This window comes from Fibrobacter sp. UWH6, from assembly GCF_900142465.1.
In the GTDB taxonomy this organism is placed as follows: Bacteria; Fibrobacterota; Fibrobacteria; order Fibrobacterales; family Fibrobacteraceae; genus Fibrobacter.
Genome location: NZ_FRAX01000008.1, coordinates 134,297 through 146,729, shown reverse-complemented (window position 1 = coordinate 146,729; position 12,433 = coordinate 134,297). Strand labels below are relative to the sequence as shown.

Sequence of the window (12,433 nt, the reverse complement as noted above, 5' to 3'; positions counted from 1 at the left end):
CTCAACACAATCAGGCTAGGCGTGTCAAACGCAAGGATCGAGGCGACGAACAACAAGATAAAGCTACTGATACGGGCTGCCTATGGCTTCAGGAATATGAACAACATGCTGTCGCTGATAATGTTGAGCTGTTCCTATGTAGATGTAAAGATTGCCTACGAATGGGAATCGGAATCGAGAGAATCATCTAGCAAGGCTGCCTAAATGCTTCCACACATGTTGATGATGCCTCAGAAAAAATTGTAATTGCATATGAGATTTTTTTTGAAGGTCTGACTAATAGTGAAGCTTCTGATGAATTGAAGGTGAAACTTCAAAAAATTAGGGGAATTGTACAACGAAATTCTGAAGGGTTGGATATCGATGAACATGAGAGAAGTGCGATTGAAAATGATATAAATCTATTCGGAATCCCCTATTGCATCGTATTCAATGGACATAGAGATGTTTTGAACTCGTATTATCGCCATTTGTATTATACGGTAAAATATGTGGCAAATTCAAAAAGAATTGAAAACTGTGATGATAAGATGAATTATTTGAAAATTTTAAGAGCTCAATTAACTAGTGAAGAACAGGTTATGTTGTATTTAAATTGGTTGTCAGGCTATGGCAAGGAATGGGAAACTGACAATGAACATCATTTCTTTACTGAATATATGATGATTCATAACGTAACACGTGGTGATTTGGACAAAATATACGGCAAAGGTAAAGGGGAAAATAAGTTTTTTGAATCTTTGAAAGTAACTGATGAACAAAAAAAATGTAAAATATTAGAATTTGTTGGCCGTCCAAATAAGCTAAGGAATATGTAATTGCAAGAATTTCTTACTTGATAAAGAACATTTTATAAGGGTAATACTTATGCATCTGCTTCCTCTTATAATTTTAAAACACGAAAACCCAGTTGATAATAATGTTAAACCCGCGTTGATTTTGACTGCGGGTAGTTGGGATGATTATGGTTATAAAACATCTTTTTCTTTAAAATATCGTAAAGAAAATGGCGATAACATAAGTATAGGCGATGTAAAAATAGGATCTGTTGATTATAAACCGAATGGAGATAATTATATAGATGAGATTATGGATCCATTTTATCCAGATGGAAAATTGTCGGCAAAATTCTTTTCATTAGGACAGGATCTTGTTTATTATCAACAAATGAAGGCTTGTTTTCCTGAATGTTATCTGCAAATATTAGAAAATTTAAGAGACTGTGTTGTTTTGCCTACTTTAGTAGAAAAAATTGAACAAGAGGGTGTTTTTAAAACCTCGCTTCTCCGTAGTGAATATCAAAAAACGAACCCGCAATCAGCTCAGGAAGCTTTAGATTATGGTATGGATATTTTGAATTATGGGAAAAAACAGCTTGATCAAACATTCGAATATGTTTTTCATCCGTATGAAAAGGTTACGTCGTTAAGAATACATTTTGATTTTAATGGATCGGATTTGTTTCCTAGAAGACTATATGCATTAATAGGGGATAATGGTGTTGGAAAAACAACATTGTTAAATGACATTCCAGTGAAATTATGTGAACAAAAAAGGTCTGCTACGAAACAATTTTTTGAGCCATATCCGTTGTTTAAAAAGATAATAACGATTTCACTTAATCAATACGATGGTTTTGATCCTCCAGAACGAAGTGATTCTTTTAATTATGTCTATTGTGGATTAGTTGATAAGAAAACAAGAAGTTATAACAGAGAAAATATAGCAAATCGAACGATAGATTCTTTGTTTTTTATTTATAGGCAAGGTCGTGAATATGTTTTCTGGAATGTGTTAAAAGAATTAGTGAATGGAGATTTGATAGAAAATTTAAAAAGCTTATTGTTTGATTATAAATTTAAACAAGAGATTGATGAGGATAAAACAAGAAATGATATTCGCTCAATATTGAAAGAGCTAAGTTCTGGTCAGAATTCTATGTTAAGCGTTTTTGCAAATGTTTTTGCAGAAATCAGATTTAACTCTCTTTTGTTAATGGATGAACCTGAAACACATCTACATCCTCAAGCTATCTCAAAATTGATGAAAATGCTATTGGAAATATTGGAATATTACAAGTCTTTTTGTATTCTTGCGACGCATTCTCCTTTAATTATTCGAGAACTCACTTCTGATTGTGTGTATGTTATGGATGCTATAGGGACGAATCGAAGTGTTCGATTTATTGGGACAGAATCTCTTGGGGCAAATTTGACGACATTAACAAATGAAATTTTTGGTATAAATGATGAAAATTCTTATTATGTTGAAAAAATAAAAGCATTAAAAGAAGATGGTAAAAGCGAGGAAGATATTATTTCATTAATTACATCAAAAACGGGACATTCTGTTAGTTTGAATTTGCGTCTGTTTATTGCGAGCATTTTCTTTGAAAGTGGAGCGCAAAAATGAAAAAATTGCAAATATATAATTTAGAAACAGCAATTGATTTTTTTGATGATGCCGTTCAAAGAAAGAATAGTGGGCAATATAATCGATGGCCTTCTACTGCACTAAATAATCAAATTAGAATGCTATTTGACGATTATGATGCAAAATTGAAGTCAAATACCTTGGAACAATTGCCAACAGTAATGTGGCAAGGCGTTGACACAAAAAATTTTGAGGATTTGTATTCTTTTAGAGCTGCAAAATTTAAAAAATTGTATCAATTTTTAACAACAACGCCCCAAAATGTTGCCGATAAAGTTTGTCCGTATTGTTTTTTGGATTCTAGTGGAACTTTGGATCATTTTGTTCCCAAAACACCATTCCCACATTTCTCCGCAAATCCTCAAAATTTAATTCCTTGTTGTCCTAAATGCAATTCGAATAAAAATGATGATTGGCGAGAAAATCAAGGCGGCAAAATTGTTCGGTTGTTTCTTAATGCATATATTGATGATGTTATGAATCAAAATTTTTTAGAGGTAAAATTTTCATATCCAGGTAATAATATTGTGCCTTCCTTTCTTATATCACAAAATGGAATGCTGCAAGATCTTTTTGATATTGTAAAATCACATTTTGACAAACTGGATTTGGCTACACGATATAGAGAAAGCTCTAATAAAGTGATTGTTGAGTTGGGAAATTCAATAAAAGCATCCAGAAGAAAAGGGCTGGGGGATCAAATGATTAAAGAAATAAATCTTGATGCCATAGCGGAAAATGAAAAAACTTTTGGCTTAAATCATTGGGAAACAGTACTGAAAAAAGCGTGTATAACAGACCCTGTTGCATACAATTATTTGATTACGCATTGAGATGAATAAATGTTAATATAAAAAAAGGATTTTATATGATTGTCAAGAGTCTTGAAAAATATTTTTACAATGAAATTGAAGATGCTGATGAAGTTCTTATCGCTGTTGGACTAATTAGCGAAAATAAAGCAAAAGAAATTATAAAATTTGTTGAAGATAATGACATCCTTGTTAAGCTAATTGTTGGCATTGATATGCCGACGCCAAATAGTGCGCTGAGGTTATTGAAAAATGCTAACGAATTTTCAGATTATATTAGTGTTAAATACTATAAAGAGAAAAGTACCTTTTTTTCATCCGAAAGTTTATCTGTTTACGTCAAATGGCTCATATACAGCCTTTGTGGGATCGGCTAATTATACTGAATCGGGATTTTCTAAAAATTGTGAATTGGCTATTCGAACGGAAAATCCAATAGATTGCAAGTCGATAAAAAAATGGTTCGACAGTCTTTGGAATAAAGAGTGTGATGTTATCACCGAAGAACTAATTGTTTCACGAGAATATGAATTGATAAACAATCCATATAGACCTTTGCCGAAAATGAATAAGGTAAAAAGAAATACAGAGCATATTGAAAAGTTTAATGCAGAGAATATCATTGCCGATTTGAAAGAATTAAGAAACAATAATGAATTGTATTCTAGTATTTGCACGCAGCGTAAAAATGCCATAAAAGACTTAAGAAGATGCTTGGATGTGAATAACGGATTTGCCGGCTTTAGGGGTCAAGCCGTTGATGATTTTTGTTCAGAAGGTTCCCTTGGAGATTTGAATCAGCATGGGGTTCCAAATGCGATGCATAGTGCCGAAAGAAACGGAACTTTAAAAAATCTTTGTAAACTTTTGAGTGATGAAACTATTCCTATAAAAAATCGAGTATCAAGGGCTTTGAAAATGGTTCCTGGCGTGGGAAAAGGCTCCATAACAAAAATATTGACAACCTTATATCCGAAAAAATATATTTTGATAAACGGATGCTCTTTAAAGTATCTAAAACTTCCTCCTCAATTGTCTAGTGGAAAATGTTATGAAGAATATTGTGAATTTGGACAAGATTTGCTAAAAATCCTAGATATAGATAATTTTGCTGTTTTGGATGGAATGATTCGCTATTTAACTGATGGTGATACGGTATAAAAAGGACCTTCCCATGAAATCTGTTTATCCTATCGCAGTATATTTTGATCTCGAGAATATTGATTCCAAGCTCAATCTGAGCAAGCTGATGGAATCCATCATGCTGGAGGCAAATTCGGCAGACGACTTTGAGCAGGATGGTGTTTCGCCGATCTTTGCCATAAAAATGGCTTGTGGAAATACAAATGCTATTGCAAAATTCCGTAATCAACTCGGTGATTTGAATTTTGAAATTCGAGAGGCTGTTCATGTTGCCAACAAGAAGAATCGCGCCGACTTGATTCTTTCGCTGGAGGCTTTTGAAAGCCTATATCAAAAATCTCCAGATGTGAGTCATTATGTGTTCATAACATCAGACACCGACTTTACCGTTGTCATGGACAAATTGCACAAGTACGGTAAAAAGGTTTGGCTCGTGACCCGTAAGGAAGATGCCGAAAAGTCCGTGTTTACAAGTTGTTCGGACAAGATTCTTTCCATAGAAGATTATTTTGGCGAAAAACAGCCCAAGAACGAAGACAAGCTTCTTCAATTCATTTGCAGCCAGGGCTTCTCAAAAACGGACGGACAGAAGATGGTCAATGTCCTGGAATCATTTGAAAAAGACCAATGGATTTTCTCGAGCCTCTTTGGAACCAAACTCCATAGCATTGCCAAAGACTTCTCGTACAAGGGCAAGACTCTAAACAGTCAGGGCAAGTTCCTTGCAAAACTTAAAGAAAAGAAGATTATCGATATCAAGAAAGAAGATAAGCAGGAATGGTTTAAGATCGTTTAGGGCAACTATTTATTTCCACACGATATCTTCTTCAGCCTTGCGGTACACTTCTGCAAGGTTGATTTTCTTTTTAGGTTTATGAAATAGCAAATTGGTTGCACCCAAAGAACGGCATTTCTGATGTTCCTTAGGTGCGGTTTTTATTTGCCCCTCGCCATTCAGGATTCGCGATACATGGCTTTTAGATATGCCGGAGAGTATTTCTATTTCGCGAACGGTAAAACCCTGCGTTTGCAATAGTTGCAAGTTGTCTGGAACTTTGCCGACGAATGATTTGTAAATGTTTTTGAGATAGTCACATTCGATGTTTGTGTCGCTGAATGTTATGTCGGCTTTGATGATTTTTCTTAAATCAGCGGGGCAGGGCAGTTTTTTGTTCAGGTTAATGATTTTTTGGAAGAGACGAGGGTTCCGTCTAACAATTTTGAAATCATCGAGGAAATTGTTCAGAATAGATTCTGCAATTTCTTGCAAATCATCCTGAGTGTATCTATTGAAATCAACAATGGAATCGAAACGGCGGGAAAGCGCCTTGTCAAAATGCTTAAAAAGGTTCGTCGTGGCGATAATGGTAATCTTTTCGTTGAGGTTGTCAAAACCCTTGAGGATTGCCGACGTGGCGCGACCCATTTCGCGGAGGTCATGGGAACTGGTTCTGTCAAGGGCAATGGCGTCAATTTCGTCGAACAAAACAAGGATTTTTTCGGGGTGCGCAAAGCGATTCAGTTCATCAAATAATGCTGCGATGTTTTTTTGCGTTTGCCCGAGTTTGCTGTCGATGATGGTGTCGAAATCTACGCAGAACAGGTCGCGTTCCAAAATACGGGCAATTTGCCGTACGGATTCGGTCTTGCCTGTTCCAGGTGCGCCTTGGAATAGGAACTTGTTGATTCCCATGTTTCGCTGGATAGCGTTGATGATTCCAAGGATGTCTTTTTCTATTGGCGTGGGGAGCGGCAGCGAATCGCGCGAGGATGTCATTTTGCGGAAAAATGTCATCTGATTTTCGTGCATTTGCGGCACAAAGGCGTTTGCGCTGGACATGAGAGCCATGATGTATTCCGAAAGCTGGAAATCGCCGTTTGCGTCAAAATCCCGGGCAATTTCGTATGCCTCCTCGCGGAATGCGGGGTCGTTTTTTTCGGCATAATATCGAATCAGATTGATGACATTCTTCTTTTTCATGGACTTGACCTACCTTGTTGACCAATATAAATAATCATGGGACAAAAGTCAAGTATTTTGGGACAGGATGTTTGCTGTTATTGCGTCTCGGGTTTTACAATGTACATCGCTACACTTGTCTATCTCACCTGCACTTGCATGCTTCTATTGACCCGAGAACCATTATTGGAAAGGCCGCGGATATTCACTAGGTAGGAGCCTCTGCTATAGTCATTCAGGTTTACAATGGCGGAGCCGTTTACAGAAACGATGGACTTGGAAGTCATTAGGTGCTTTCCGCTCAAATCCGTCACACTGATAGAAACATTGCGGGGCAATCCGTAAAGATGGATAATGTTGTTCTGGACGGCGACATTGAATGCTTTTTGTTTCAATGCGGCAACGGATGTGATATCGTCATCGTCATCGGGTTCTTCTGTTTCGGTAATTACACCGGGTTCCGGATCCTGTGCGGATACTGCAGCCAATTTCTGGGTAACGCCGATCTTGCGGGAATAGGTGTCGCCGGCATTGTCCTTCAGGGTAAAGGTAATGTAGCCAACGCCTGCAAAAGTGTCGGACAGTTTCACGGTCATCTTGGATCCGCTTACAGTTGCTGTGACACCGCTTGGAATATTGCTCAAGGTATAAGTGCCGCTGTCATAGCCCTTGGTGTACTGCGAAAGATCGATGGTCTGGGTTTCGCCTTTTTCGAAGGTGAAGTTTGCGCGGGCAAGCCATTCCAGGTAGCGTTCCAGTTCCGTCCAGCCATCACCGAGACGATCCTTGTTGGCGTCACTGAAGTCTCCCTTTGCCGAAGTTGCATTCAGACCGTACATATTTTCCCACCAGTCCGGAAGGCCGTCTGCATCGGAGTCAAAATCATCGGCCATGCTTACGCTAGGATAATTTTCCAATCCACCAACATCGCTTTCGCGATCAGGGATACCGGGCTTCTTTCCTATGGAACCGGTGTACTTGTAGGTGCCGGTCTTGACTTCATTAATGATGCGAGAGTCGTGATCGTCGATGACGGTGCGGTTTAAGCCTACGTCGCTAAGCACGTCCTTGTAGGCTGCTTTTGCGCTATGGATGGTGGCGTAAGATTCAAAGTAGGGCTTATTTACGAATACAGTCCAGTTCAGTACCTGCTTATCGTACTTCTGATATTCGCGTCCGCAGTTATCATTGGAACCGTCGCAGGTAAAGGAACCGTTAGCCGCCTGCAGCACATTGTTATGGTAGTAGTATTCCTGGGTTCCGCCGCCGGTACCTTCCAGCTGGGCACGCAATGTGTAGCCGTGCAATGTGGTGGCCGCCCCTTCCTTATAGTAATTGCCTACGAAGTTCACGTTATGTGCGCCGCCATCGGTAACGCGGTCAATCCAGTTGTAAACCACATTGTTGAAAATGTCCAGCTTGCCTGCGTAATTGCCGTTGGCGTCCAGCCCGCCGCCCATACTCCAGTTGCGTCCATCATTATGAGCCAACAGGTTGTGGTGGAAACTGCCGACGTCGCCCCCGATGGTTGCGGCATACCCGTGGGCCGTTCCTGCAGGATAATTGGGGTGGCCTGCAATATTCAGCGCTTCTGAAATGAGGGTGCGCTGCAGTGTGATGTTCTTTGCCCCACGGCTGCTGAACGCTTCGTCGGTAGTCCAGCTGATAGAAGAATGGTCAATAATGCTATGGTTTGCGCCAGTGATTCCCATGCCGTCAAGACCGCGGTTCTGTTCTTCGGCGGTAGCGGCATATCCGCGACGCACTCGCATAAAGCGGACAACGCAATCGTTACCGGTAATACCGAAGGGAGCGCCTGTAATAGTAATGCCCTTGCCGGGTGCCGTCTGGCCTGCTACAGTCACATAGTTACTGCTTAGTACCAAACGGGATTTCAAATTGATAACGCCTGCCACCTTGAACACGATGGTGCGGGGGCCGATGTCATTGGTAACAGCTTCGCGAAAGGAGCCTACGCCGGAATCATTCAGGTTGGTAACATAGACGATTTTTCCGCCGCGGCCGCCCACTGCATTGCGCCCATAACCTTCAGCACCTTCAAAAGCCAAACGCCCGATGCGGAATTTCCAGACATCGCCCTTGGTGATGGTGCCGTTGGCATCCACTTCGTCAACGCGCCAGAAATAGGAGTTTAGAGGATTCGTTCCAGTGACCTTGAATGTTGTTTCGGTTTGTTCGCCTTTGTATTCTGCGCTCTTTGAAGTTGCAGCAAGTACTGCGGCAGAATCGGTACCGAAATAAACCTGATGTTTCTTTGCGGAAACTGCTGCCGTCCAGGACAAGGTCAAGTCCCCATTATTGTGGGCGGCATGATCGTTTAAATCAGCAGGAATCGGGCCGGAAGATTGTGCTGCGGAATTGGGAACATTCAAGGCGAATCCGTTAAGAGTCACGTTGCGAAATGTTGCGCTGGATGTGCTGGGAACGAACTTGATGGTGGCGCTGCCTGCAAAAGTTACCTCAAAGGAAACGTAGGCTGTTGCAGCGTTCTCTGTGGTGAGGGCTCGATTGGATGGCTTGACGGTTATCTTTTTTGTCCCGTTGACGTAGACATCAATATTGCTGTAGTTAAAGGCTTCGGGCGCGTCCACATTGTTCAAGTAGGCGAGAAGGCTGTGAGTTCCTGCAGAAAGTCCAGAGAAAGTAAGGCTGATTTCTCCACCGGAATTTCCGCCATCTACGGTGACGCCATCTCCAACCAACTTTGCGTAATAGGGCGATTGGATAGAAGCCTTGTACCAGTTTGTTTTTAGAGCAGTTCCCGCACTGCCCTTGTTTATGGTAATCTTGACTCCACTTAAAGTCGTGTCTTTGGAGATCGCCCCGGTAACTACCCAGGGGATGTAATTGCCCTCAGTGACTTCGGAACTATTTCGACCACTCTGGTCAAAATCTACCTTGATAGTAGGTGTTGCTGCAATGGCGGAAGCGGTTCCTGCCACAATCACGAATTTACCCAATCCAAACATTTTGCACTCCCAAAAATCCATTTCATTTGGAATTTTCTTCAAAAATATTTTCGGTCACTGCAAAATCGTATCCCTAATAAAATCAAAGAGTTGTCTATAGACTACGCGTTGTCGCTGGACAACAGAAAAATTTTGTTGAGGTGTACATGTGCGGTAATACCGAGTATCTTTAGGTTTGGGAAATCCCGGAAAATGGTGTTTGGGTTCCCAAGGGATGTTTATGAAAAGGTTTATGGTGTGTGCAGGCCTTACGCTTGTAATGGGTTTTGGTGTTGCAAACGCAACTCGTCAAATGGAAAATCTGGATCGCGGCCTGGTGGCTGTGAAGACTAGCGGGGGAGTTTACCTCAGTTGGCGCGTTTTGGGTACCGACGGCAATACCACTGGTTTTAACCTCTATCGTGATGGCGCAAAAATCGCAAGCTTCGATGGAAAAGCCGCCAGCAATTATACGGATGCTCAAGGTACAAGCGCTAGTAAGTATTATGTACGCCCGGTTGTGAACGGCGTTGAAAAATCTGCAGACAAGACTGTCTCTGTGTGGGGTTCCCAGCAGCTGGTTGTTAATCTGGATCGCCCCGCGGGTGGTTCCGATTATACTTACAGCCCTAACGATATCGCCGTAGGTGATGTAGATGGCGATGGCGAATATGAACTGATTTTGAAGTGGGATCCTAGCAATTCCAAGGACAATTCCCAGAAGGGAAAGACCGGCAACGTGTTTGTGGATTGCTATAAGTTCAATGGCAAAAAACTTTGGCGCATTGACCTAGGCGTAAATATTCGCGCAGGTGCTCACTATACCCAGATTCTGGTGGGCGACTACGATAGCGATGGCAAGGCTGAAGTGGCCATGAAAACAGCCCCTGGCACAAAGGATGGTTCCGGCAAGTACATTAGCAAGGGCGCTGCCGCCAGCGAAACAAACCACACCAAGGATTACCGCAATTCCAACGGCTACATTCTGGGCGGTAATGAATATTTGACTTTGTTCAATGGCGAGACCGGTGTGGAATTGGCTACGGTCAATTACAATCCCGCTCGCGGAACAGTTTCCAGCTGGGGCGATTCCTACGGCAACCGCGTAGACCGTTTCCTGGCAACTAACGCCTATTTGGATGGACAGAAACCCAGCATGGTTTTCCAGCGTGGTTACTACACCCGTATGGCAATTGCCGCTTACGACTGGGACGGAAAAACTTTGAGCCAGCGTTGGTATTACAATGCCGCTACCAAGGGCGGCGAATGTTACGGCATGGGCAATCACAATCTTTCTGCAGGTGATGTGGATGGTGATGGCTTTGATGAAATCATCGAAGGTGCTTGCGCCATCGATCATAACGGAAAGTTCATGTACCGTACCGGCAAGGGTCATGGCGACGCCATGCACTTGGGCGACTTGGATCCGGATCACGAAGGCCTTGAAGTATGGGAAGTTCACGAAGAAAAGCCCTACGGATACGACCTGCACGATGCCCGCACCGGAGCAATCCTGTGGAGTTCCAACAGCGATGCTGATAATGGCCGTGGCCTCGCCGCCGACGTAGACAGCACTAGCCGCGGTTATGAAATGTGGAGTACTGCCGATGGCAACGTATATTCCGCAAAAGGTAAAGTTCTGGGAAGTCGCTACTCCGTCAATTTCCGCATCTATTGGGATGGCGACCTTCAGGATGAACTTTTGGATGGAAACAAGATTAGTAAGTGGAATTATTCCAGCAAGAAGTTTGGTGACTTGATGACTTTGGAAGGCAATAGCTGCAATTCCACTAAGGCAACTCCCAACTTCAGCGGAGACCTTTTCGGTGACTGGCGTGAAGAAGTCATCCTTCACGATGGCGCTTCCAAGCTCTACGTTTATACCACGACAATTCCTACCACACATCGCCTTTATACTCTTGCCCATGACCCGATCTATCGCTTGGGAATGAGCTGGCAGAATACCGCCTACAACCAGCCGCCTCATCTCGGTTTCTGGCTGGGTGCTGGTGCCGACAAGGCTCCTACTCCGGACATTATGCTGGTGGGTGGCGAAGCTGGTCCTAGAATTCCTGCCATCCAGAAACAGGGTGCAGGCTCTAGTTTCCAGACCATTATGCTGGGCGACGCCATTACGGAATACGCCTTCGGTTACAGCAACTGCGATGGTCTTACCATCACGGGGTTGCCTGATGGTGTGACTGCAAAGCTGGATGCCACAAACTCCCGTTATGTCATTGGCGGTACTCCTACAAAAGCAGGTGTTTACGAAATCAACATTGTTACCAAGGGTGGTTCCGATGAAGTGGAACCCGCCACACGCACAGCAAGCATTACGGTTCTTGCAGAAGCAAAGATTGAAAATTCCGCAGTGAGCGTTTTGTCCAGCATAGAGGCAGGTGTCCCCACTGATGGCGTTGGCGTTTGCGAAACAACTAACGGTGGCTTTGTTGGTGACTGCTACTTCAATTTCGACAACATTGTTACCAGCTATGGCATCTGGAATTTGTATTCTCCCTCTGCCCAGGAAGGTGTCACTCTGGTTCTCCGCTATGCCCACGGCAAGACGGATACCCGCAAGATGGAACTGTTCGTCAATGATGAAAGCTATGGTGTCGCCACATTCCCGCCTACCGCAGATTGGACAACCTGGGATTCCGTGGCAATCAAGATTTCACTGAATAAGGGCGTGAATGTTCTGAAGTTGCAATCTGTTTCAGAACAGGGCGGCCCCAATATTGACCAGCTTGAATTTGACATGAAGGGCATTGTGCTTGCAACTGACGAATCCATCGTGGATGAGGATCCCTTTGAAGATTCTTCCGAAAATCCCGGTGACGATTCTGCCGGTGAAAAATCCGACGATTCTTCTGATGATTTGGAAGACCCGCAGGTGATTGCAAACTCCCTGCACCTACAAAATGCAGGAATGGCTCAAGTTCAAGTATTTGATCTGCAAGGGCACCGCGTAGCGTCTTTCAATGCAGAATATGCTGGTGAAGTTCTAAATGCCAAACCTCATATGAGTGGACTTCCTAATGGAATCTATTTCCTGCAGGCAAAAGTGAATCATCAAGTTTTGCGAATGAAAATGATTCACAATAAATAGGCACGAA

Annotated in this window: 10 protein-coding genes; 8 read left to right on the top strand and 2 right to left on the bottom strand. The window is 42.6% G+C overall.

Annotation, left to right across the window (positions count from 1 at the left end; genetic code table 11):
* From BUB73_RS08870 to BUB73_RS08845, 7 genes are all read left to right on the top strand, one after another.
* A partial coding sequence (locus tag BUB73_RS08870; RefSeq protein ID WP_139259166.1) for a transposase occupies positions 1 to 204 on the top strand: 204 nt, incomplete at its 5' end.
* Between the two features lie 101 nt (positions 205 to 305).
* Positions 306 to 818, top strand: coding sequence for a putative phage abortive infection protein (locus BUB73_RS08865; protein ID WP_175552201.1), 513 nt, complete (start codon positions 306 to 308; stop codon positions 816 to 818).
* 49 nt (positions 819 to 867) lie between these two features.
* Positions 868 to 2,412 carry an AAA family ATPase gene (locus BUB73_RS08860; protein WP_073285099.1) on the top strand — a complete coding sequence of 515 codons (1,545 nt, stop codon included), beginning with the start codon at positions 868 to 870 and terminating at the stop codon, positions 2,410 to 2,412.
* Complete coding sequence (locus tag BUB73_RS08855) at positions 2,409 to 3,266, top strand: HNH endonuclease (RefSeq protein ID WP_073285096.1); 858 nt, start codon at positions 2,409 to 2,411, stop codon at positions 3,264 to 3,266. Before BUB73_RS08860 ends, BUB73_RS08855 begins: the two co-directional genes overlap by 4 nt.
* 35 nt (positions 3,267 to 3,301) lie before the next feature.
* A complete protein-coding gene (locus BUB73_RS17255) occupies positions 3,302 to 3,622 on the top strand; it encodes a restriction endonuclease PLD domain-containing protein (RefSeq protein WP_170932327.1) in 321 nt (106 codons plus the stop codon).
* On the top strand, positions 3,609 to 4,406 hold the full coding sequence (locus BUB73_RS08850) for a phospholipase D-like domain-containing protein (protein ID WP_371522541.1): 798 nt from the start codon (positions 3,609 to 3,611) through the stop codon (positions 4,404 to 4,406). Before BUB73_RS17255 ends, BUB73_RS08850 begins: the two co-directional genes overlap by 14 nt.
* A 13-nt stretch (positions 4,407 to 4,419) precedes the next feature.
* Positions 4,420 to 5,184, top strand: coding sequence for an NYN domain-containing protein (locus tag BUB73_RS08845; RefSeq protein ID WP_073285090.1), 765 nt, complete (start codon positions 4,420 to 4,422; stop codon positions 5,182 to 5,184).
* A 9-nt stretch (positions 5,185 to 5,193) separates the two neighbouring features.
* Here BUB73_RS08845 and BUB73_RS08840 read toward each other — a convergent pair whose 3' ends face one another.
* Together BUB73_RS08840 and BUB73_RS08835 are read right to left on the bottom strand one after the other, a co-directional pair.
* Positions 5,194 to 6,369: an AAA family ATPase gene (locus BUB73_RS08840; protein ID WP_073285088.1), complete on the bottom strand. Its 1,176-nt coding sequence runs from the start codon at positions 6,367 to 6,369 to the stop codon at positions 5,194 to 5,196.
* Positions 6,370 to 6,488: 119 nt separating this feature from the next.
* Positions 6,489 to 9,338 (bottom strand): T9SS type A sorting domain-containing protein, encoded by a 2,850-nt coding sequence (locus BUB73_RS08835; protein ID WP_073285085.1) that lies wholly within the window; start codon positions 9,336 to 9,338, stop codon positions 6,489 to 6,491.
* 220 nt (positions 9,339 to 9,558) lie between these two features.
* Between BUB73_RS08835 and BUB73_RS08830 the strand changes: the two genes are divergently transcribed.
* Positions 9,559 to 12,426, top strand: coding sequence for a rhamnogalacturonan lyase family protein (locus BUB73_RS08830; RefSeq protein ID WP_139259165.1), 2,868 nt, complete (start codon positions 9,559 to 9,561; stop codon positions 12,424 to 12,426).
* Positions 12,427 to 12,433 lie beyond the last annotated feature (7 nt).

What these genes read in the sequence shown, in the direction of transcription:
- BUB73_RS08845 (WP_073285090.1), top strand. Translation starts at nt 4,420, where the DNA reads ATGAAATCTGTTTATCCTATCGCAGTATATTTTGATCTCGAGAATATT.
- BUB73_RS08855 (WP_073285096.1), top strand. Translation starts at nt 2,409, where the DNA reads ATGAAAAAATTGCAAATATATAATTTAGAAACAGCAATTGATTTTTTT.
- BUB73_RS08830 (WP_139259165.1), top strand. Translation starts at nt 9,559, where the DNA reads ATGAAAAGGTTTATGGTGTGTGCAGGCCTTACGCTTGTAATGGGTTTT.
- BUB73_RS17255 (WP_170932327.1), top strand. Translation starts at nt 3,302, where the DNA reads ATGATTGTCAAGAGTCTTGAAAAATATTTTTACAATGAAATTGAAGAT.
- BUB73_RS08840 (WP_073285088.1), bottom strand. Translation starts at nt 6,369, where the DNA reads ATGAAAAAGAAGAATGTCATCAATCTGATTCGATATTATGCCGAAAAA.
- BUB73_RS08835 (WP_073285085.1), bottom strand. Translation starts at nt 9,338, where the DNA reads ATGTTTGGATTGGGTAAATTCGTGATTGTGGCAGGAACCGCTTCCGCC.
- BUB73_RS08860 (WP_073285099.1), top strand. Translation starts at nt 868, where the DNA reads ATGCATCTGCTTCCTCTTATAATTTTAAAACACGAAAACCCAGTTGAT.